Genomic DNA, 20,054 nt, shown 5'->3' on the forward strand with positions numbered 1-20,054 from the left:
TCAGTGGGCCACGGCCGCTGCGCCGTGTTCGTCGATCAGGGCGCCCGTCGTGAAGCGTTCGAGGGCGAAGGGGGCGTTCAGCGGATGCGGCTCGCCCGTGGCGAGGGTGTGCGCGAAGGTCCAGCCGGCGGCCGGGGTGGCCTTGAAACCGCCGGTGCCCCAGCCGCAGTTGACGTAGAGGTTCTCGACGGGGGTCCGGCCGATGATCGGGGACGCGTCCGGGGTGACGTCGACGATCCCGCCCCAGGTGCGCAGGACGTGCGCGCGGGCGAAGACGGGGAACAGCTCGACGGCGGCGGCCATCTGCTGCTCGATGACGTGGAAGGAGCCGCGCTGCCCGTAGCCGTTGTAGGAGTCGACGCCCGCGCCCATCACCAGCTCGCCCTTGTGGGCCTGGGAGACGTAGACATGGACGTGGTTCGACATCACCACCGTCGGGTGGACCGGCTCGTGCAGCTCGGAGACCAGTGCCTGCAACGGATGGGACTGCACCGGCAGCCGTACGCCCGCCCGTTCGGCCAGCACGCTGCTGTGCCCGGCCGCCGCGAGGCCGACCCGGCCGGCGAGGATCCGGCCCCGGTTGGTCTCGACGCCCACGACACGGTCGCCGTCCTTGAGGAAGCCGGTGACCTCGCAGCCCTGGATCAGGTCCACGCCCAGCTCGTCGGCGCGGCGGGCCAGCGCCCAGGCGACGTGGTCGTGCTTGGCGATGCCGGCCCGGGGCTGGAAGGTGGCGCCGAGGACCGGATAGCGGGTGCGGGGCGAGACGTTGAGGATGGGGCAGACCTTGGCGACTTCGTCCGGTTCGAGCCACTGGGCGTCGACCCCGTTGAGGCGGTTGGCGTTGGCCCGGCGCACGCCCTCGCGTACGTCCTGGAGGGTGTGCGCGAGGTTGAGGACGCCGCGCTGGCTGAACAGGAAGTCGTAGTCCAGCTCCTCGGGGAGCCCCTCCCACAGCTTCAGCGCGTGCTCGTAGATCGCCGCGCTCTCGTCCCACAGGTAGTTGGAGCGGATGATCGTGGTGTTGCGGGCCATGTTGCCGCCGGCCAGCCAGCCCTTCTCCAGGACGGCGACCTTGGTGATGCCGTGGTTCTTGGCGAGGTAGTAGGCGGTGGCCAGGCCGTGGCCCCCCGCGCCGACGATGACGACGTCGTACGAGGAGCGCGGCTCGGGGGTGCGCCACAGGAAGTCCGGGTGCTCCGGCAGCGGCTGGGCGGTCATGCCGCGCCTCCGTTCGCGTGGGACAGGTGGGGATGGAGGGGGAAGGCGGCGGCGAGCTTGCCGACCCGGTCGCGCAGTGCGTCGTCGGACTGTTCACCCTTCAGGGCCTGGGCGATGATGTCGGCGACCTCGCGGAACTCCGCGTCGCCGAAGCCGCGGGTGGCCAGGGCCGGGGTGCCGATCCGCAACCCCGACGAGACCATCGGCGGGCGTGGGTCGAACGGCACCGCGTTGCGGTTGACGGTGATCCCGACGCGGTGCAGCCGGTCCTCGGCCTGCCGGCCGTCGAGCGCGGAGTCACGCAGGTCGACGAGGACCAGGTGGACTTCGGTGCCGCCGGTGAGCACCGTGATCCCGGCCTCGGCCACGTCGTCGGCGAGCAGCCGTCCGGCGAGGATGCGGGCGCCGTGCAGGGTGCGCTGCTGCCGCTCTTTGAACTCCTCCCCCGCCGCCACCTTGAAGGCGACCGCCTTCGCCGCGATGACATGCTGCAGCGGGCCGCCCTGCTGGCCCGGGAAGACCGCCGAGTCGATCTTCTTGGCCAGGCCGGCGCGGCTGAGGATCACACCGCCGCGCGGGCCGCCGAGGGTCTTGTGCGTGGTGGTCGTGACGACATCGGCGTAGGGCACCGGGTCGGGGTGCAGGCCGGCGGCCACCAGCCCGGCGAAGTGCGCCATGTCCACGAGCAGATACGCGCCGACCTGGTCGGCGATCCGCCGGAACGCGGCGAAGTCCAGCCGCCGGGCGTAGGCGGACCAGCCGGCGACGATCATCCTGGGCCGGTGCGCGAGGGCGAGTCGCTCGACCTCGTCCATGTCGACGCGCAGATCGGACTCGCGCACGTGGTACGGCACGACGTCGTACAGCTTGCCGGAGTAGTTGAGGCGCATGCCGTGGGTCAGGTGACCGCCGTGTGCCAGGTCGAGCCCGAGGATCGTGTCGCCCGGCTTGAGCAGCGCGGACATCGCGGCGGCGTTGGCCTGGGCGCCCGAGTGCGGCTGGACGTTGGCGTGCTCGGCGCCGAACAGCTCCTTGACGCGGTCGATCGCGATCTGCTCGACCACGTCGACGTGCTCGCAGCCGCCGTAGTAGCGGCGGCCCGGGTAGCCCTCGGCGTACTTGTTGGTGAGGACCGAGCCCTGGGCCTCCATGACGGCGGCCGGGGCGAAGTTCTCCGAGGCGATCATCTCGAGGGTGGACTGCTGGCGGTGCAGCTCGGCGTTCACGGCGGCGGCGACCTCCGGGTCGAGTTCGCCGAGCGGGAGGGCGAGGGGGGAGGCGAGTGTGCTGGTCGACGGGCTGGTTGCCATCTGTGCACCATCCTGGTGGCCGACTAATGCGCAACTGATATATCAGGCTCTGCGGTACGGTATGGGAGCTCGCCGGACAGGTCAAGGGGGCGTTCATGCAGCAGCTGGCGACCGAGCCCAGAGGCGGAGAACCGACTGGTGGGGCGCCCGGGGGCGAGGAGCTGTCGCTCGCCGAGCGTGCCTACCGCGCCATCCGCGACCGGCTCGTCATGCTCGAGATCCGCCCCGGCGCGCCGATCCACGAGGAGCAGCTGGCGCAGTCCCTCGGCGTCGGACGGACACCGGTGCGCGAGGCGCTCAAGCGGCTCCAGTACGAGCGGCTGATCACGACCTACCCCCGGCGCGGCACCTTCGCCACCGAGGTCAACATCACGGACCTGGCCCATATCTCCGAGGTGCGCCAGGAGCTGGAGCCGCTGGCCGCCGCCCAGGCCGCGCGCCGCGCCACGGCCGCGGACCGGGCGGTTCTGACGGCCCTGCGGCAGGAGCTGGCGAGCGCGGACTCCGGCCGGCACGACGACACCGAGCTCATGCACCTGGACCTCCAGGTCCACCGCGCCGTCTACGCCGCCGCGCACAACCCCTACCTGGAGGACACCCTCGTCCGCCACGACAACCTCGCCACCCGCATCTGGTGCCTGTTCCTCGACCGCCTGTCCGACATGGCCGGCCACGTCGAGGAGCACGGGCCGTTGATCGAGGCGATCGTCGCGGGTGAACCGGAGAAGGCGGCGCGGCTCGCCCGCGGTCACGTCGAGGGCTTCGAGCGGGCGATTCGCGCGGCCATCTGACAACGCGACGGGGGTTCAGCCCAGGCGGGGCCGTCGGGCCGGCGTGGCCCACAGGTGCCGGGCGATGTCGTCCTCGGGAAGCTGGGCGATCATGTAGCGGACACAGCGTTCGATCTTGACCCGCCACAACCGGGCCGCCTCGTTCCCGTCGGCGTCGCGCCGTGCGCGCGAGCACCTCCATGGCAGCCGGGGACCACCCCGGGCACCACCTGTCGGTCATCCTGCGGGAACCGCTCGGCGTGACCGGCGTGATCACGCCGTGGAACTACCCGCTGCTCATGGCGGCCTGGAAGCTCGCGCCCGTCCTCGCGGCCGGCGACACCGGTCATCAAGCCGTCCGAGCAGACCCCGCCGACCACCCTGAAGTTCACCGAACTCGTCGCCGATCTCCTGCCGCCCGGCGTGTGAACGTCGTGAACGGCTACGGCGCGATCGCCGGGGCCCGGCTCGCCGAGCACCCGGACGTGGACATGATCGCCCTGACCTGCTCGGTCGCCAGCGGTCGTGCGGTGGCCCGGGCCGCCGCCGGCAGCCTGAAGCGGGTGCACCTCGAGCTCGGTGGCAAGGCCCCGGCCGCGATCTTCCCGGACGCCGATCCGGCCGCCGCCGCGTCCGCACTGCGCGTCGCGGGCCTATGGAACTCGGGGCAGGAATGCGGGGCCGCATGCCGCGTCCTCGCCCACGACTCCATCGCCGAGGAGTTCGTCGAGCGGCTCGCCGGCGAGGTCCGGACCCTGGCGGTCGGCGAACCCCGCGCAGGCGAGGACGTCGAGGTCGGCCCCATGGTCCCCAGGGCCCACTTCGACCGTGTCGCGGGCTGCCTAGAGTGCGAAGGCCGAAGGCGTCCGCGTGGCGACCGGAGGCGGGGCACTGGACGGACCGGGCTACTTCGTGGCCCCGACCGTACTCGTCGATGTCCCCGAGGGAGCCGAAGTCGCCCGCGAGGAGATCTTCGGCCCGGTCAGCACGGTCGAGACCTTCACCGACGAGGAGGAAGCGGTCCGGCGCGCCGACGACGTCCCCCTGGGCCGGTCGGCCTCCGTCCGGACCGAGAACGCCCGCCGCGCTCACGCCGTCGCCGCGCGCCTCGATTCCGGAACCGTCCGGGTCAACTCCCACCTCGTGCTCGCGAGCGAGGTTCCCTGGGGCGGGTTCAAGGGCTCCGGCTACGGCCGGGACCTGTCGGTCTAGACCCTGGACGACTACGCGCGCACCGAGCACGTCATGCACAACCACGAGCGCTGATCCACCCCACCGGGAGTCGCGGTAGCGGGCGGCCCGAAGGGGTACCCGCCTCCGGACACGGTCAGATACGAACAGAGAGGGCAAGGATCAGGTCGGGGTCACCTGCGGAGGCACCGTGGAGGGACGCGTACCGGAGGATCTCGCGGTCGTTGTCGACGCCCGTGGGGCGATCATGGTGTGGAGCGACGGCGCTCGCCGCCTGCTCGGCTACGACGCCGCCGAGATCGTGGGCCGGGCCGTCGGCGCACTGCTCGCCGCCGACCTCCCGGAATCCACGCGGCGGCATGTGGCCGGCGGGCAGCGGTGGGCCGGTGAGGTGGCGCTGCGGCACCGGGACGGCGACCGTGTGGTGGTACGGCTGCAGGGAACGCCCCTGACGGACGCAGGTCACCGGCGGCTCTGGCTGGTGACCGGCGCCGCACCGGCGCACACGGCAAGGCGGGCCGAGCACGGAGCCCTGCCCCTGTGGGACCTCACGCTCTCCCAGCTCCCGGTACCGGTGGCCGTCTACGACCGCGAGGCCCGGCTCGTGGCCGCCAACGAGGTCATGACGCAGGTGATGGGCCGGACCGAGGAGGAGATGAAGGGCCTGACGCTGTGGGAGATCCAGCCCGCTTGGCCCTTCGACGAGTACGACCGCCTCCAGCGGGAGGTTCTGCGCACCGGCGAGATGATCTTCCACGAGGAGCGCGGCCGGGCCCCGGGCGAGACCCGGACGCATGCCTGGTCGATGTTCATGGCGCCGCTCAAGGACGAGACCGGCACCGTGCAGGGACTGTCCGCGACCGTGTTCGACACCACGGAGCAGTCCTGGGCCCGCCGCCGGCTGGCGGTGCTCAACGACGCCAGTCTCCGCATCGGGAGCACCCTGGATGTGGCCCGGACGGCGGACGAGCTGGCCGAGGTGGCCGTGAGCGGGTTCGCGGACTTCGTGACCGTGGACCTGCTGGAGTCCGTCGCCCTGGGGGACGAGCCGGAACCGCTGCCGCCGGCCGCGCCGGTCACCGTGCGGCGCACCGCGCAGCGGTCGGTGCTGGCGGGCTGCCCCGAGTCGGTGATCCCCTCCGGCGGGACGACGTTCTACCCCGTGGGCACGCTGCCGGCGCAGACGCTGGTCGCAGGCCGGGGCTCCCGGCACCGGCCGGGGGATCCGGGGATGCGGGAGTGGATCAGATCCTCGCCCGCCCGCGCCGAGTCCGTGGCCCAGCACATGATCCACTCGGTGATGATGGTGCCGCTGCGTGCCCGGGGGGTGACCCTGGGGCTGGTGCACTTCCTGCGGCACCGGACGCCGGAGCCGTTCAGCGAGGACGACCTGCTGCTCGCGGAGGAGATCGTCGCCAGGGCGGCGGTGAGCGTGGACAACGCCCGCCGCTACACCCGGGAACGCCGTACGGCACTGGCGCTCCAGCGCAGCCTGCTGCCCGACCGGCCTCCGGAGCTGGCGGCGCTGGAGGTCGCCTACCGCTATCTGCCGACCGGTTCCGGGGCGGACATCGGCGGCGACTGGTTCGACGTGATCCCGCTGTCCGGCGCCCGGGTCGCCCTGGTCGTGGGCGACGTGGTGGGCCACGGCATCCACGCGTCGGCCACGATGGGCCGGCTGCGGACCGCCGTACGGACGCTCGCGGATGTCGATCTCGCCCCCGACGAGCTGCTCACCCAGCTGGACGATCTCGTCCTGAGGCTCGACCGGGAAGAGGGCCCGGAGGTGCGCGGGCGGTCGGCGGAGGCGTCGGGGCAGGTCGGCGCCACCTGTCTGTACGCCGTGTACGACCCCGTGTCCCGCCGCTGCACCATGGCCCGCGCCGGGCATCCGCAGCCCGCGCTGGTCACGCCCGACGGCGGCGTGCGGTTCCTCGACCTGCCGGCCGGGCCGCCGCTGGGCCTGGGCGGCCTGCCGTTCGAAGCGGCCGAGGTCCGGCTGGAGGAGAACAGCCTGCTCGCCCTCTACACCGACGGGCTGATCGAGGCCGCCGACCATGACATCGAGGTCGGGCTCGGCCTGCTGCGCCAGGCGCTGAGCAGCCCCGCAGAGGCGCTTGAGGAGACCTGCGACCGGGTGCTGCACAGTGTGCTGGCGGGCCGTTCCGCCGACGACATCGTGCTGATGCTGGCCCGGACCGCCGCGCTCGGCGCCGGGCAGGTACACACCTGGCAGCTGCCACCAGACCCCGCCGCCGTGGCCCGGGCCCGCAAGCTGGCGGGCGGACAACTGGCCTCCTGGGGACTGACGGAGGCGGCGTTCACCACGGAACTGATCGTCAGCGAACTGGTCACCAACGCCCTGCGCTACGGCGGCGCCCCCATCGAACTGCGGCTGATCCGCGACTCGACCCTCATCTGCGAGGTGTCCGACGGCAGCAACACCGCACCCCACCTGCGCCGGGCCCGCGTCTTCGACGAGGGCGGACGCGGCCTCCTCCTCGTCGCCCAGCTCTCCGACCGCTGGGGCACCCGCCAGACCCCCACGGGCAAGACGATCTGGGCGGAACAGCCGCTGCCCGCCGAGACGTCCGGGTGACTCGGACGCCCCCACGCTCTACGTCCGCCGCTCCCCCGCGTCGCGTGCAGGGGGCCCGGCGTCGAGGTCGCTCTCGGTGTGCGTGACGAAGTCGTCGAGGAGCCGGCGAAGGAACCCGGCGAGCTGCCGCAGCTCCCCGGCGGGCCAGGCGGACAGCGCCAGCTCCATGCCCCGCCGGCGGACCTCCTGCATGCGCTCGGCGGCGACCAGGCCGGTCTCGGTGAGCTGGACGCGCTGGGCGCGCCCGTCATCCGGGTCGGGGACGCGGACGACGTAGCCGGCCCGCTCCAGCTGGCGCAGCTGCCGGGTGACGTGGGAGGCCTCCACCGACAGCCGGGCGGCCAGCACGCCGGGCCGTGGCGGGTCGCTCCCGGCGATGTGCGTCAGGATCGTCGCGGCGGCCCGGTCCAGGGTCAGTCCCGACTCGGCCATCAGACGCTCGTGCTGCCGGGCCCGGCCGGCCAGGTACGTGATGCGCGTGAGGGCCTGCTCGATCTCGGTCAGGGCCGTCGAGGCGGGCTCCGCCACTGAATGCGGTGTGGGCATACACCCAGAGTAGGCATACTTGCCTGAGTTAAGCAATGAGAGAAAGTTGCTTGACTTAGGCAAGAGAGATCTGCTTGCCTAAGTCAAGCAACCTCACTCCCCCGTCATCCACGGAGGCTTCCATGTCCCACCCCCTCGCCCGCCACGCGAAGGGCGGATCGTCCGCCCCGCCCAGATCGAACGCCGTGGTCGGGGTACTGGCCTTCGCCGGGATCGTGGTCTCGCTGATGCAGACCCTGGTCATCCCGATCGTTCCCGAACTGCCGAGATACCTGGACGCCTCGCCGTCGAACGCCGCCTGGGCGATCACCGCCACCCTGCTGGCCGCCGCCGTCGCCACTCCGGTCGTCGGCCGCCTCGGCGACATGTTCGGCAAGCGCCGGATGCTGCTCGTCAGCGTCGTGCTGCTGGTGTCCGGCTCGGTCGTCTGCGCCCTGAGCGACTCGCTCGTCCCGATGATCGTCGGCCGGACGCTCCAAGGCCTGGCGGCGGCCGTCGTCCCGCTCGGCATCAGCATCATGCGGGACGTCCTGCCCGCCGAGCGGCTCGCCGGCTCCACCGCCCTGATGAGCGCCTCCCTGGGGGTCGGCGGCGCCCTCGGTCTGCCCGCGGCCGCCTTCATCGCGGACCGCTACGACTGGCACGCGCTGTTCTGGATCTCCGCCGCGCTCGGTGTCGCCGCCCTGGCGCTCCTGGTGCTGATCGTGCCCGAGTCGAAGGTCCGCACCGGCGGCAGCTTCGACCTGGTCGGCTCCCTCGGCCTGTCCGCCGCACTGGTGTCCCTGCTGCTGGCCGTCTCCAAGGGCGGCGACTGGGGCTGGACCAGCGGGACGACGCTGGGTCTGTTCGCCGCCGCGGTCCTGGTCTTCCTGCTGTGGGGACGGTACGAACTGCGCACCGCCCAGCCGCTGGTGGACCTGCGCACCACCGCCCGCCGGCAGGTGCTGTTCACCAACCTCGCCTCGGTCGCGCTCGGCTTCTCGATGTTCGCCATGTCGCTCGTCCTGCCGCAGGTCCTCCAGCTGCCCGAGCAGACCGGCTACGGGCTGGGCAAGTCCATGCTGGCCGTCGGTCTGATCCTGGCCCCGCAGGGGCTGGTGATGATGGCCATGTCCGCCGTGTCCGCCGGCCTCACCAAGGCGAAGGGCCCCAAGGTCACCCTGATGATCGGCGCGGTCGTCGTGGCCGCCGGATACGGACTGAGCATCGTATTGATGTCCGAGGTCTGGCACATCGTCCTGGTCGCCTGTGTGATCGGCGGCGGTGTCGGCTTCGCCTACGGGGCCATGCCCGCCCTGATCATGGGCGCGGTGCCGGCCTCCGAGACGGCGGCGGCGAACAGCCTCAACACCCTGATGCGCTCCATGGGAACGTCGTTCGCCAGTGCCCTCGCGGGCGTCATCCTGGCGCAGATGACCACCGGCTTCGGGGGCCACGCCCTGCCCTCCGAGAACGGCTTCAAGACGGTCATGGCCATCGGTGCCGGCGCCGCCCTCCTGGCCTTCTTCCTCGCCTCGTTCCTCCCGCGCCGGCAGGCCACCCCCGAACCGGACCAGCCGGCCGAAGCCGCCGCCGGACCGGCGGAGATCTCCGGGGCGCGCTCCTAGTGCGCACCCGCCGAGGCGCCGACCCCTGGACGGCCGTGGTGTAGCAGGCTGCACCCCCGGTTCGGGAGCGCGCTCCCTCGTCGCGGCACGCGGCGGACGGGATCGTGGTGAGCAGGTCGGAAACGCCGAACCCACCCCTCCCTCCCCCGCATTCCACCCCGAGAGGCACCTCCATGTCTTCGTTCCTCGCCACCGTCAAGTCGACCGTCGCCAACCTGCTGCTCTGGAGCTTCTTCACCGTCGGTCTCGGCGCAGCCCTGGGCGCCGGTGCCGTCCTCGACGGCACCCAGAAGGACGTGGCCACCATCGCCGGGTCCGCCGTCGCGCTCGTCACCGGGATGCGGCTCGCCAAGAAGCCGAGGATCAAGGGCTTCCTGGCCAAGCCCGGCACGCTGTGGTTCCTGTTCCTGTTCAACGGCGGTGCGGCCGTGGCGATGTACTTCGCCCTGGACGGTGTGAAGGGAATCGCCGCCGCTGCCGCCATGGGGCTGGTCTCGCTCGGCGCGGCCGGCGGGATCGTCGCCAACTACCGGAACGCGGCCCACGCCTGAGACACCGCGACCCGCCGGCGAGTGACGTGAGTCACGTCAGCTCGAGGTCAGGGAGCTGACCGGAAGCTGTCAGCCCGCTCCGCTTCCATACCGATGCCCGAACTCTTCCCCTCCCCCACCCCATCACTGAGGAGACGTCATGTCCGATGCCCTGTCCTGCCCCGTCACCGGCGCCACCGGCCCGCTGCCCGAGTACCCGCTGCCGCGCGCGTCGGAGTGCCCGCTGGCCCCGGCCCCCGTCGCACAGGAACTGCGGGACGAGAAGCCGATCACCAAGGTGCGGATCTGGAACGGCAGCACGCCCTGGCTGGTCACCCGCCACGCCGACCAGCGGGCCCTGCTGCCCGACTCCCGCGTCAGCGACGACGACCTCGACCCCGGCTTTCCCTACGTCAACGCGCACCGGGCGGAGATCGCGCCGGTCACACCGCGGCTGATCACGAACACGGACGCTCCGGAGCACACGCGGCTGCGGCGGACCGTCAACGGGCCGTTCGTGGTCAAGCGGATCGAGAAGATGCGGGAGCCGGTCCAGAGGATCGTCGACGAGCTCATCGACGGGATGCTCGCCGGACCGAACCCGGCCGATCTGCTCACGGCGTTCGCGCTGCCGGTGCCGTCGCTGGTGATCGCCGAGCTGCTCGGAGTGCCGTACGCGGACCATGACTTCTTCCAGCGCAGCAGCAGTCTGGTCCTGGACGGTTCGGCGGCACCGGAGGAGGCCAGGAAGGCCAGCGGTGCGCTGGCCGCGTACCTGGACAACCTCCTCAGGCTGAAGACGGCCGACCCGGACGACGACGTGCTGTCGGAGATGGCGGGCCGTGTCCAGGCCGGCGAGATGACGCACACCGAGGCCGTCCACATGGGCGTCGCGATGCTGATCGCCGGTCACGAGACCACCGCGACGATGATCAGCCTCGGCACCCTCGCCCTGCTCCAGCACCCCGACCAGCTCGCCCTGCTGCGCGAGACCGACGACCCGAAGCTGGTCGCGAACGCGGTGGACGAGGTGCTGCGCTATCTGTCCATCGTCCAGACCGGCGTGCGCAGGGTCGCCAAGGACGACATCGAGATCGGTGACGTCGTCATCCGCAAGAGCGACGGCATCATCTTCGACCTGCACGCCGCGAACTGGGACCCGGAGGTCTTCCCCGAGGCCGAGCGACTGGACATCACCCGCCCGGCCCGTATCCACCAGGCGTTCGGCTACGGACCCCACCAGTGCCTGGGCCAGAACCTGGCCCGTCTGGAGCTCCAGGTCGTCTACGGCACCCTCTACCGCCGCATCCCGACCCTGCGGCTGGACGCGGCGATCGAGGAGCTGGAGTTCGACCACACCGGGACCACCTACGGCGTGCACAGCCTGCCCGTGGCCTGGTGACCCCTCCCCCTCAGATCCCCCCTCAGAAAGAACCGAGGTGACAACGATGCGTGTGGAACTGGACGTACCGAAGTGCGTGGCGTCGGGGCAGTGCGTGCTGGCCGCTCCTGACGTCTTCGACCAGCGGGACGACGACGGTGTCGCGATCCTGCTGGAGGAGCGGCCCGGCGAGGAGCTGCGCGGCGAGGTGGAGGAGGCCGTGGCGATCTGCCCGGCCGCGGCGATCCGGCTGGTCGAGTCGTGAGGCGCGTCGTGGTCGTCGGCGCCTCGGCCGCGGGACTCGCGGCGGCGGAGATCCTGCGCCGGACGGGCTACGACGGCACGCTCACCCTCGTCGGTGACGAGCCGCAGGCCCCCTACGACCGCCCCCCGCTGTCCAAGCAGATCCTCTCCGGCGAGTGGGGCGCCGAGCGACTGCCGCTGCGCCCGGGGCCCGACCTCGACGCCCTCGGCCTCGACCTGCGGCTGGGGTCGGCGGCGACCGGGCTGGACATGACGGACCGTACGGTGTGTCTGGCCGACGGGGAGCAAGTGCCGTACGACGGGCTGATCGTGGCCACCGGGGTGCGTCCCCGGCGGCTGCCCGGTGACGGCGGCGCCCATGTGCTGCGCACCCTGGACGACGCCCTCGCGCTGCGCGAGCGGCTGAAGCCGGGCTGCCGGCTGGTCGTGGTGGGCGCCGGGTTCCTCGGCGCCGAGGCCGCCGCGGTGGCCTGGGGACTCGGCGCCCGGGTGACCCTGCTGGAACCGGCTCCCGTGCCGCTGGCGCACGCCGTCGGCACCGAGGTCGGCCAGGTGCTCTCGCAGGCCCACCTCGACCACGGCGTCGAACTGCGCACCGGCGTCACCGTGACCGAGGTGACCGACGGGGGCGTGCGGCTCGCGGACGGCGAACTGGTCGAGGCCGACGAGGTCCTGGTCGCCATCGGCTCGCTGCCCAACACCGAGTGGCTGGCGGACAGCGGACTTCCGGTCGGCGACGGTGTGCTCTGCGACGCGTACTGCGCAGCCGCACCGGGCGTGTACGCGGCCGGTGACGTGGCCCGCTGGGACAACCCGCTGTTCGGGACGTCCATGCGGATCGAGCACCGTACGAACGCCGCCGAGCAGGGCATGGCCGCCGCCCGCAACCTGCTCGCCGCGCCGGACGCGCGCAGGCCGTTCGCGCCGGTGCCGTACTTCTGGTCCGACCAGTACGACATGAAGATCCAGGCGTACGGCTATCTGCGCGGGCACGACGAAGTCGCCATCGTGGACGGGGACTTGGCCGAGCGCAGGTTCGTGGCCGCCTATCGCACGGGCGAGCGGCTGACCGGCGCCCTGGCGGTCGGCATGCCGCCCAAGGCCGTCCGCGGCTGGCGGCAGGCCATCGCGGGCGGGACGGCCTGGAGCGACGCCGTAACCGCCGCCGGCACCGAGGCGGCCTGACCCCAGGTATCCCAACTCCCGGCGGGGGCGGCCCCGTTGTCGCCCCCGCCCTTTCTTCGAAGGAGAGCGCAGATGCAGAACCGTACGGACGACCCGCGCGACGTGGTCGTCGTCACCGGAGCGGGCGGGATGGGAACGGCGGTCGCGCGCCGCCTGGGCAGCGGGCGGACGCTGATCCTCGCCGACTCCTCGCGCGAACGGCTCGATCAGGTCGTGGCGGAGCTGAGCGCCGAGGGATACGCGGCACAGGGCGTACCGACCGACGTCTCCGACCGCGCCTCGGTCGAGGAACTCGCCCGGACCGCGGCGGAGCAGGGGCGGATCACCGCGGTGGTGCACACCGCCGGAGTCGCCGCCGCGACGGCCTCGGTCCGCAGAATCCTCGACGTGGACCTGCTCGGCACGGTGTATGTGATCGAGGCGTTCGAGAAGGTGGCCGTCAGAGGCACCTCGCTGGTCTGTGTCGCCAGTCTGGCCGGGCACATGGCCTCGATCAGCGCCGAGGAGGAGGCGGCCCTGGCGACGGCTCCCGCCGAGGAACTGCTCGGTCTCGACGCCGTCACAGCCCTCGGCGACGACGCGACCGCCGCCTACATCCTCGCCAAACGCGCCAACCACGTCCGCGTGCAGGCCGCCGCCCTCGCCTGGAACGGGCTCGGCGCCCGCGTCAACACCCTCAGCCCGGGTGTCATCGCCACCGCCATGGCGAAGGCGGAGGCCGACTCGGACGCCGACGGGCACATGCTCAAGATGCTCGACGCGTGCGGCGCGGGCCGGCCCGGCACGCCCGGCGAGATCGCCGACGCCGTGGCCTTCCTCACCGGCCCCGAGGCGCGCTACATCACCGGCACCGATCTGCTCGTCGACGGCGGGCAGGCGGCCTGGATCCGCCGGCACATGCGGCGCCCCGGATGACGGTGGCCCAACCGGCCCGTCCGGTCACCGGCCCGGCCCGCACGGGCAGGGAGTTGCGGCAGGCCGGGCGGGCCACGCTCCACCTGTTCGTAGCCGCGTTGCTGGCCTTCGGCCTGTACCTGTTCATCACCGTGCTGCTGATCACGGCGATCGCCACGGTCTCCGTCGTGGGGGCATGGCTGCTGCCCGAGACGGTGCTGCTGATCCGCCGGATCGCCGGGGCGAAGCGCGCTCTGGTGGCGGCCTGGACGGGCCGGGCGATCCCCGAGGCGTACGAGCCGGTCACCGGCCCGCTGCGGGAGCGGCTGCGGATCGCGGTCCGGGACCCCGGCACCCTGACCGACCTGCGCTGGATGGCGGCCTCCTACGTCTACGGAGCCATGCTCGCCCTGGCACTGCCCCTGTGGCCGCTGGGGCTGGTCGTCGACGGCGTGTGGTGCGGGCTGGGGCGCCGTGAGGCGCTCGTCCTGCCGTTGATCACCCGCCTCGCCGATGTGGAGGCCGGCTGGTCGGAGACCCTACTCAAGCCCTCGCCCAAGGCGCGGCTGGCCGCCCGGGTCGAGGAGCTGGCCGCCACCCGGACGGACGCGATCGCGGCGCACGGGGCCGAACTGCGCCGCATCGAGCGAGATCTGCACGACGGGGCGCAGGCCCGGCTGGTGGCGCTGTCCATGCGGATCGGGCTGGCGGTACGCGCCTACGACCGTGACCCACAGGCCGCGCACCGGCTGCTGGCCGACGCACAGGACCAGGCCGAGGAGGCGCTGACCGAGCTGCGGCACGTGGTCCGCGGCATCCATCCGCCGATCCTCACCGACCGGGGCATGGTCGGTGCGGTGCGGGCGCTGGCCGCGGTCAGCGGGCTCGAGGTGACGGTGCGGGTGGACGGTCTGGAGGGCGAGGGGGTCCGGGCCCCGGCCGCGGTCGAGGCGGCCACCTACTTCGCCGTGGCGGAGGCGCTCACCAACGCCGCCAAGTACAGCGGCGCCGACCGGGCGTCGGTCGTCCTGGAACGCCTGCGCACCGGACTGCGCGCCGTCGTCCGGGACGAGGGGGTGGGCGGCACTGACGAGTCCGGTGGCGGTTCCGGGCTGCTGGGCATCCGCCGCCGCGTCGCCGCCCTGGACGGGAGCGTGACCGTGACCAGCCCCGTCGGGGGGCCGACCGTGATCGAAGTGGAGCTGCCGTGCGTGTGGTGATCGCCGAGGACAACGCCCTGCTCAGAGAAGGGCTCGTGCTGTTGCTGACCTCGGCCGGGCATGAGGTGGCGGCCGTCGCCGGCACCGGCCCCGAGGTCCTCCCGGCGCTGCTGGAACACCGTCCGGACGCGGCCGTGCTCGACGTCCGGATGCCGCCGGGCTTCCGGGACGAGGGGCTGCGCGCCGCGCTGGAGGCCCGCGAGAGGATTCCCGGGCTGCCCGTGCTGGTGCTCTCGCAGTACGTGGAGGAGTCGTACGCCGCCGAGTTGCTGGGCGGCGGGGCGAGCGGGGTCGGCTATCTGCTCAAGGACCGGGTGGGCCGGGTGGACGAGTTCCTCGAGGCGCTGGACCGGGTCGCGGGCGGTGGTACGGCCCTGGACCCGGAGGTGGTCACCGAGTTGCTCACCCGGCGCCGCGACTCGCCCCTGGACTCGCTGACGCCGCGCGAGCGCGAGGTGCTGAAGCTGATGGCCGAGGGCCACGACAACACCACCATCGCGCGGACCCTGGTCGTCACCGAACGCGCCGTCAGCAAGCACATCGGCAACGTGTTCCTGAAACTCGGCCTCCCGCCCAGCGACAGCGGCCACCGCAGGGTGCTGGCCGTGCTGGCCCATCTGAACGGCCGGTGAGTCAGCGCGGGGTCGCGGCGGGCCGGGCCAGCCGCTCGCCGATGACGCTGATCACGTCCGGCGCGTGGTCGATGAGGAAGAAGTGCCCGCCGGGGTAGCTCTTCATCTCGAAGTCGCCCGCGGTGTGGGCGCTCCAGGCGCGTACCTCGTCGTGGCTCGCCTTGGGGTCGTCGTCTCCGGTCAGCGCGGTGAGGGGGCTGCGGAGCCGGTGCTCCGACGCCCACACGTAGGTCTCCACCGCGCGGTAGTCGTTGCGGAGGGCCGGCAGGATCATGCGCATCAGCTCCTCGTCTCCGAAGACGCGCTGGTCCGTGCCGCTGAGCCCGCGCAGTTCGGCGATGATCCCGGCGTCGTCACGCCGGTGCACCCGCTCGTCGCGGTGACACGACGGTGCGCGGCGCCCCGAGACGAAGACCCGCTCGGCGAATCGCCCGGCCCGCTCCAGCCGTACGGCGACCTCGAAGGCCAGGGTCGCTCCCATGCTGTGCCCGAACAGGGCGAAGGGGCGGTTTACCGTGCGCGTCACGGCCCGGCTGACATGGCACGCGAGACCGTCGATGGTGTCGATCATGGGCTCGTTGTGCCGGTCCTGGCGGCCCGGGTACTGGACGGAGAGCACCTCGACCCGGGGGTTCAACGCCTGGGCCACCGGCCGGAAGAAGGACGCCGAACCGCCCGCGTGGGGCAGACAGACCAGTTGCACGGGGGCCTCGGGGCTCGGGAAGAAGCGTCGTATCCACGGATCGGTGGCGGTCATGGGGCCTTCCTGTTCTCATGCTCGGAACGACATGCTCGTACCGATTGCCAAGATAGACGGACCGACCGGCCAGGAGGGATCGCATGACGAACCACCCCACCCGCACGGAACGTGTCGAACTGACGCCGGCCGCCGAGGAACTGCTGCGGCGGCTGACCGGGGCGCACGGGCCGGTGATGTTCCACCAGTCCGGCGGCTGCTGCGACGGCAGCGCCCCGATGTGCTATCCGCGCGGCGAGTTCCGGGTCGGTGCCTCGGACGTCCTGCTGGGGCAGGTGGCCGGGGACACCCCGTTCTGGATGAGCGCGGACCAGCACAGGTACTGGTCGCACACCCATCTCACCGTGGACGTCGTCCCCGGCCGCGGCAGCGGCTTCTCCCTGGAGGCCCCGGAGGGCGTCCGTTTCCTGATCCGCTCCCGGCTGCTCACCGACGAGGAGCTGCGGCACATCGAGACGGAGCCACCGCTGCCGACCGGGGCGGACGAGCCCGGCCGGGCCTGAACCGCTCGGTGCGCGCGTCGCCGTAGGGTGGGCGCATGTACACGACGCGGGTCTCGGGCCATGTCGACGCGCCGCGTCCGGCCGTCTACCGGGCGCTGCTGAGCGCGGAGGCCATCGCGCGCTGGCGGGTGCCGACCGGGATGAGCGGCGAGGTGCACGAGTTCGACGCCCGCGAGGGCGGCGAGTTCCGTGTCTCGCTGACGTACGACGCACCGGACGCCACCGGGAAGTCGGCCGCGCACACCGACACGTACCACGGCCACTTCGCACGGCTCGTGCCCGACGAGCAGGTGGTCGAGGTGCTCGCGTTCGAGTCCGCCGACCCCGCGCTGGGCGGCTCGATGACCATGACGACGACGCTCACCGACGCCGAGGGCGGTGGCACCGACGTCCTCGTGGTCCACGAGGGCATCCCCGACGCCGTGCCCGCCGCGGACAACGAGACAGGCACGCGCATGGCTTTGGCGAATCTGGCCCGGTTCGTCGAAGAGGGCCGGGACGCCTGACGACCTCGTGCACGGCTAGCTGTGGCTCGTCGAAGATTTCGGTGCTGGCAGTGGTCACGCTGGAAGCCGCGGGAGAGGACGGTGGTCTGCTGTCGTGAGAGCAGTCCAGCGACGGCTTGGACAACGTCGCTCATGTGCTCGCGACGGCCAAGATGGCGGGCAAAGAGCCCGCCAGTTCTTCAAGTCCCGATGCCATGCTCAACGCGGATGCGCCTTGGCGGGTGCGGTTTGCGCTGGAGTCCGTGCCGCTCCTCGTACCAGACGGGAACCTTCTTCTTGAACTTGCGGTGCGGTGGTGTGACCACCCGTCCACCGGTCTGCTCCCCTGCCCTGATAGCCGGCGTCCGCGAGAATCTTCATAGGTGACGCGAGGCCAGCAGATCCCCAGTCGTGGGGAGGCTGCGGGCGGCGTAGCTGACGCGACGGCGAGGTAGGTCTGTTCGACGGCGACCCCACGGGCGGGTCCCTTCGGTTGCGCGGAGATCCAGCAGGGTGAGCTGTTCGGCGATGGAGTCCGGCAGTGTGCAGTTCTGCGGCCAGGTAGGCAACATGGCTCTGTCGTCTTGCGCTGTCGATGGCCTGACGGAACGCCGGCGGTTCTCAAACTCAGTCCGGATCGGGCACTGTTGACCAAGCAGGTGGAGATGCTGCGCGTGTTCGCGCCGTCGGGCCGGGTGCCGACCGTATTGTCTGCCGACGCGCAGGCCGGGGCGATGGTGTTGGAGGAGGTCCTGCCCGGCACCGAGGCCGAGGACATGCCGCAGACGTCATTGCCGCAGCAGTGGGGAGAGTTGCTTGCCGCACTGCACGCCGTGACCCCACCCGCGCACTGGCCACTGGATCTGCGCGGTCGATGTGATGAGGCCTTCGTCCGGATCGGCCGGCGGCTGTCCGAGCCGGCCATCGGCGCACGGATCGACCAGGCCGCGTGGCAGGGGGCGATACGGCGCTGTGAGACGTTGCTGGACAGTCAGGCCAGGCTCGTGTTGCTGCACGGCGATCTGCACCTCGGCAACGTCCTGGACGGCGACCCGTCGCGCGGTCTGATCGCGATCGCCCCCAAGGCATGCATAGGCGACCCATGCTTCGACGCCGTCGACTACGTGGTGGCCGGCGCCGGACAAGAGGGTGTCGAGGCCCGTTGCCAGCGGGTGGCGACCGCGTGCGGGCTCGATGGGGACCGGTTGTATGCCTGGAGCCGAGTGATCGCACCCATGGCAGCCATCGCGCACCTCACCTATGACGGTCCAGAGCCGGTGATCGACGAACTACTAGCCCTGTCGTGCTGATCCCACACGAATATCAGTTCCTCGGGCCGGCGCCAGGCTGGGTGCCGGGCATCCAGACCATGCTCCAGAGGTCGTCCCGTACGGCCGCCGATTCGACGAGGCCGTGGCCTTTCCCGCCCCAGCCTCTGCGGTCGTGAAGGTGGCCTGAACGCGGAAACCTCACACGAGTCCGGCGGCCTGCCGGAGCTTCGCCTGACTGGCAGCGGTGATCAGGCCCTCTGGCAGCATCGCCACCACACTCGCGTGTTCCACGAACACAGCCCTGCACTGCTCACGCTCGGGGTGATCTCTGTCGCTGCCGAACCACAGCACCATGGCCTCGTTGCCGGCCTCGATCGGCTCGGAGAACTCGGCAACCGTGACCAGACGATCCAGCAGTCCGGACCGCTCAGGAACCTGAGGGTCGCCTGCGAGACGAAGCAGAAAGGGCAGGACTTCCGGCATGGCCGGGTTCATCTCGGCGATGCTGTCGAACATGGTGTTGGTGAGCACCCGTTGGGCCTCGGACGCGACGGCCTGATCGAGAAGGGCATGCAGCAGCACCGGGATCGCGGCGGGACATCCGGGAAACTCGGACCAGCGGACCTTCTCACACCCGTGAAGGGCAGGATGGCTACGGCTGGCATCAGCCGGCTGCGGGTACTCGTGGAGAAACCGAGCGATCGCCGCATCCTTGGCGGCCACATCCATCCTGCACACCTGTCTGTCCCCCGTCCCGCCGTCTTGAGCCGCGAGCACCGCGTCAACCGCACTCTTGCGCGACCGGAGATCCGCACGCAAGCCAGACAGCAAGGCGACAATCAGGCGCCTACAACTGCTCGGCTTGGCGACTTGGGCACCTGAGGTGTCTCGAAGTAGGGGATTGCGGTCATGACGTCCATCTCCTCTCGCTGGTCTCGGTGGTGAGGGACCACCGCGCCGCCCCGGCCTGCTTCAGATGGAGAGTCCGGGTGGCGCAAAGTGTCCGTCACGCTGGGCTGTTCAGGTATGCCCTTCCAGGGCCGCGCGGTGCACTGTGCTGGCACTGTGCGTCTGCAGAAGTGGGGGGACCATGAACCTGAACCTTGTGACGTTGCTGGTTTCAGTGATCGCGTTGGTCACATCGGCCTGGTTGGCGTGGAGTCAGCTCAGGTCATCTAGGAAGTCGACGGTGTTGGCGATGATCCTGGAGGGGTTTCGGGACACACGAGGCGATGACTACCTCGAAGCAGTCGAGTACGTGCTGTACCGGCTGGCAGTCGAACACCCGCAGCCCGTCGCCTATCAGCAACTCCCAGAGGAGAGCAGGCGGTACATCCAGCGTGTCGGTCTGTTCTACAACGACCTGGGCAAGCTGGTCGCGCACGGTCTGGTCGACGAGTCTCTGATCATCGGCGCGTACGGCGGGAGCCTGCTGCGTGCGTGGAATCTGCTGGCCCCCTACGTCTACCTGGAGCGCCAAGAACATCAGCGGCAACCCATGCGCTACTTCGAGGACCTGGCTTGGCGAGTGTCATCCCGGCGCCCGGAAACGGTGTACCGCGAGCTGGGCCTGCACGTACTTCCGCCTGGCACCATGCAGTGAGCGCTGGGTAGTTCGTGATCGGCAACCCGATGCTCAGGCGCCTTCGCCGCGCCGGAATGGGCGTTCGGGCGCTTTGAGGGTGGTT

Annotated in this window: 20 protein-coding genes and 1 pseudogene; 16 read left to right on the forward strand and 5 right to left on the reverse strand. The window is 71.4% G+C overall.

Features of this window, described 5'->3' with window-relative positions; translation table 11 throughout:
- Together OHU35_RS05630 and glyA are read right to left on the reverse strand one after the other, a co-directional pair.
- Nucleotides 1–1,221, reverse strand: coding sequence for a sarcosine oxidase subunit beta family protein (locus OHU35_RS05630; RefSeq protein ID WP_189724295.1), 1,221 nt, complete (start codon nt 1,219–1,221; stop codon nt 1–3).
- The gene (glyA, locus tag OHU35_RS05635) at nt 1,218–2,531 is read right to left on the reverse strand and encodes a serine hydroxymethyltransferase (protein ID WP_405504931.1); all 1,314 of its coding nucleotides are present in this window, start codon (nt 2,529–2,531) and stop codon (nt 1,218–1,220) included. The genes OHU35_RS05630 and glyA overlap by 4 nt, the downstream gene beginning before the upstream one ends.
- A 95-nt stretch (nt 2,532–2,626) precedes the next feature.
- Between glyA and OHU35_RS05640 the strand changes: the two genes are divergently transcribed.
- From OHU35_RS05640 to OHU35_RS05655, 4 genes and pseudogenes are all read left to right on the forward strand, one after another.
- Nucleotides 2,627–3,322 carry a GntR family transcriptional regulator gene (locus OHU35_RS05640; protein WP_189724297.1) on the forward strand — a complete coding sequence of 232 codons (696 nt, stop codon included), beginning with the start codon at nt 2,627–2,629 and terminating at the stop codon, nt 3,320–3,322.
- A gap of 179 nt (nt 3,323–3,501) precedes the next feature.
- A pseudogene (locus OHU35_RS05645) lies at nt 3,502–4,089 on the forward strand (aldehyde dehydrogenase family protein); the annotation flags it as partial.
- Nucleotides 4,090–4,171: 82 nt separating this feature from the next.
- Nucleotides 4,172–4,513, forward strand: coding sequence for an aldehyde dehydrogenase family protein (locus tag OHU35_RS05650; protein ID WP_405504933.1), 342 nt, complete (start codon nt 4,172–4,174; stop codon nt 4,511–4,513).
- A gap of 169 nt (nt 4,514–4,682) precedes the next feature.
- Nucleotides 4,683–7,091 (forward strand): SpoIIE family protein phosphatase, encoded by a 2,409-nt coding sequence (locus OHU35_RS05655; RefSeq protein ID WP_189724298.1) that lies wholly within the window; start codon nt 4,683–4,685, stop codon nt 7,089–7,091.
- An 18-nt stretch (nt 7,092–7,109) separates the two neighbouring features.
- Here OHU35_RS05655 and OHU35_RS05660 read toward each other — a convergent pair whose 3' ends face one another.
- The gene (locus OHU35_RS05660) at nt 7,110–7,637 is read right to left on the reverse strand and encodes a MarR family winged helix-turn-helix transcriptional regulator (RefSeq protein ID WP_359895154.1); all 528 of its coding nucleotides are present in this window, start codon (nt 7,635–7,637) and stop codon (nt 7,110–7,112) included.
- 122 nt (nt 7,638–7,759) lie between these two features.
- On the opposite strand from OHU35_RS05660, the gene OHU35_RS05665 reads away from it, so the two are divergent.
- The 8 genes from OHU35_RS05665 (at nt 7,760) to OHU35_RS05700 (ending at nt 15,350) form a co-directional block, all read left to right on the forward strand.
- Nucleotides 7,760–9,244: an MFS transporter gene (locus OHU35_RS05665; RefSeq protein ID WP_189724300.1), complete on the forward strand. Its 1,485-nt coding sequence runs from the start codon at nt 7,760–7,762 to the stop codon at nt 9,242–9,244.
- A 173-nt stretch (nt 9,245–9,417) separates the two neighbouring features.
- Nucleotides 9,418–9,795: a hypothetical protein gene (locus OHU35_RS05670; protein ID WP_359895151.1), complete on the forward strand. Its 378-nt coding sequence runs from the start codon at nt 9,418–9,420 to the stop codon at nt 9,793–9,795.
- A 139-nt stretch (nt 9,796–9,934) separates the two neighbouring features.
- On the forward strand, nt 9,935–11,176 hold the full coding sequence (locus tag OHU35_RS05675) for a cytochrome P450 (protein WP_405504936.1): 1,242 nt from the start codon (nt 9,935–9,937) through the stop codon (nt 11,174–11,176).
- A 46-nt stretch (nt 11,177–11,222) separates the two neighbouring features.
- Nucleotides 11,223–11,420, forward strand: a complete 198-nt coding sequence (locus OHU35_RS05680; RefSeq protein ID WP_189724303.1) for a ferredoxin — start codon at nt 11,223–11,225, stop codon at nt 11,418–11,420.
- The gene (locus OHU35_RS05685; protein ID WP_405504939.1) at nt 11,417–12,604 is read left to right on the forward strand and encodes an NAD(P)/FAD-dependent oxidoreductase; all 1,188 of its coding nucleotides are present in this window, start codon (nt 11,417–11,419) and stop codon (nt 12,602–12,604) included. The genes OHU35_RS05680 and OHU35_RS05685 overlap by 4 nt, the downstream gene beginning before the upstream one ends.
- A gap of 72 nt (nt 12,605–12,676) precedes the next feature.
- The gene (locus tag OHU35_RS05690; protein WP_189724305.1) at nt 12,677–13,519 is read left to right on the forward strand and encodes an SDR family oxidoreductase; all 843 of its coding nucleotides are present in this window, start codon (nt 12,677–12,679) and stop codon (nt 13,517–13,519) included.
- Nucleotides 13,516–14,718 carry a histidine kinase gene (locus tag OHU35_RS05695; protein ID WP_189724306.1) on the forward strand — a complete coding sequence of 401 codons (1,203 nt, stop codon included), beginning with the start codon at nt 13,516–13,518 and terminating at the stop codon, nt 14,716–14,718. Before OHU35_RS05690 ends, OHU35_RS05695 begins: the two co-directional genes overlap by 4 nt.
- Entirely contained in the window at nt 14,706–15,350 is a 645-nt protein-coding gene (locus OHU35_RS05700; RefSeq protein ID WP_189724307.1) for a response regulator transcription factor, read from the forward strand. The genes OHU35_RS05695 and OHU35_RS05700 overlap by 13 nt, the downstream gene beginning before the upstream one ends.
- Nucleotide 15,351: 1 nt before the next feature.
- Here OHU35_RS05700 and OHU35_RS05705 read toward each other — a convergent pair whose 3' ends face one another.
- Complete coding sequence (locus tag OHU35_RS05705; protein ID WP_189724308.1) at nt 15,352–16,107, reverse strand: thioesterase II family protein; 756 nt, start codon at nt 16,105–16,107, stop codon at nt 15,352–15,354.
- 83 nt (nt 16,108–16,190) lie between these two features.
- On the opposite strand from OHU35_RS05705, the gene OHU35_RS05710 reads away from it, so the two are divergent.
- From OHU35_RS05710 to OHU35_RS05720, 3 genes are all read left to right on the forward strand, one after another.
- A complete protein-coding gene (locus OHU35_RS05710; protein ID WP_189724309.1) occupies nt 16,191–16,610 on the forward strand; it encodes a DUF779 domain-containing protein in 420 nt (139 codons plus the stop codon).
- A gap of 35 nt (nt 16,611–16,645) precedes the next feature.
- On the forward strand, nt 16,646–17,116 hold the full coding sequence (locus OHU35_RS05715; protein WP_189724310.1) for an SRPBCC domain-containing protein: 471 nt from the start codon (nt 16,646–16,648) through the stop codon (nt 17,114–17,116).
- 530 nt (nt 17,117–17,646) lie between these two features.
- Nucleotides 17,647–18,405 (forward strand): aminoglycoside phosphotransferase family protein, encoded by a 759-nt coding sequence (locus OHU35_RS05720; protein ID WP_267943662.1) that lies wholly within the window; start codon nt 17,647–17,649, stop codon nt 18,403–18,405.
- Nucleotides 18,406–18,564: 159 nt separating this feature from the next.
- Here OHU35_RS05720 and OHU35_RS05725 read toward each other — a convergent pair whose 3' ends face one another.
- Nucleotides 18,565–19,095, reverse strand: a complete 531-nt coding sequence (locus tag OHU35_RS05725; RefSeq protein ID WP_189724311.1) for a hypothetical protein — start codon at nt 19,093–19,095, stop codon at nt 18,565–18,567.
- Nucleotides 19,096–19,456: 361 nt separating this feature from the next.
- Here OHU35_RS05725 and OHU35_RS05730 point away from each other — a divergent pair, with 361 nt between their 5' ends.
- On the forward strand, nt 19,457–19,969 hold the full coding sequence (locus tag OHU35_RS05730) for a hypothetical protein (protein ID WP_189724312.1): 513 nt from the start codon (nt 19,457–19,459) through the stop codon (nt 19,967–19,969).
- The last annotated feature ends 85 nt before the right edge of the window (nt 19,970–20,054 follow it).

This window comes from Streptomyces purpurascens, from assembly GCF_045040895.1.
In the GTDB taxonomy this organism is placed as follows: Bacteria; Actinomycetota; Actinomycetes; order Streptomycetales; family Streptomycetaceae; genus Streptomyces; species Streptomyces purpurascens.

What these genes read in the sequence shown, in the direction of transcription:
- OHU35_RS05660 (WP_359895154.1), bottom strand. Translation starts at nt 7,637, where the DNA reads ATGCCCACACCGCATTCAGTGGCGGAGCCCGCCTCGACGGCCCTGACC.
- OHU35_RS05675 (WP_405504936.1), top strand. Translation starts at nt 9,935, where the DNA reads ATGTCCGATGCCCTGTCCTGCCCCGTCACCGGCGCCACCGGCCCGCTG.
- OHU35_RS05670 (WP_359895151.1), top strand. Translation starts at nt 9,418, where the DNA reads ATGTCTTCGTTCCTCGCCACCGTCAAGTCGACCGTCGCCAACCTGCTG.
- OHU35_RS05640 (WP_189724297.1), top strand. Translation starts at nt 2,627, where the DNA reads ATGCAGCAGCTGGCGACCGAGCCCAGAGGCGGAGAACCGACTGGTGGG.
- OHU35_RS05710 (WP_189724309.1), top strand. Translation starts at nt 16,191, where the DNA reads ATGACGAACCACCCCACCCGCACGGAACGTGTCGAACTGACGCCGGCC.
- OHU35_RS05680 (WP_189724303.1), top strand. Translation starts at nt 11,223, where the DNA reads ATGCGTGTGGAACTGGACGTACCGAAGTGCGTGGCGTCGGGGCAGTGC.
- OHU35_RS05730 (WP_189724312.1), top strand. Translation starts at nt 19,457, where the DNA reads ATGAACCTGAACCTTGTGACGTTGCTGGTTTCAGTGATCGCGTTGGTC.
- OHU35_RS05665 (WP_189724300.1), top strand. Translation starts at nt 7,760, where the DNA reads ATGTCCCACCCCCTCGCCCGCCACGCGAAGGGCGGATCGTCCGCCCCG.
- glyA (WP_405504931.1), bottom strand. Translation starts at nt 2,531, where the DNA reads ATGGCAACCAGCCCGTCGACCAGCACACTCGCCTCCCCCCTCGCCCTC.
- OHU35_RS05725 (WP_189724311.1), bottom strand. Translation starts at nt 19,095, where the DNA reads ATGGATGTGGCCGCCAAGGATGCGGCGATCGCTCGGTTTCTCCACGAG.
- OHU35_RS05695 (WP_189724306.1), top strand. Translation starts at nt 13,516, where the DNA reads ATGACGGTGGCCCAACCGGCCCGTCCGGTCACCGGCCCGGCCCGCACG.
- OHU35_RS05630 (WP_189724295.1), bottom strand. Translation starts at nt 1,221, where the DNA reads ATGACCGCCCAGCCGCTGCCGGAGCACCCGGACTTCCTGTGGCGCACC.
- OHU35_RS05715 (WP_189724310.1), top strand. Translation starts at nt 16,646, where the DNA reads ATGTACACGACGCGGGTCTCGGGCCATGTCGACGCGCCGCGTCCGGCC.
- OHU35_RS05705 (WP_189724308.1), bottom strand. Translation starts at nt 16,107, where the DNA reads ATGACCGCCACCGATCCGTGGATACGACGCTTCTTCCCGAGCCCCGAG.
- OHU35_RS05690 (WP_189724305.1), top strand. Translation starts at nt 12,677, where the DNA reads ATGCAGAACCGTACGGACGACCCGCGCGACGTGGTCGTCGTCACCGGA.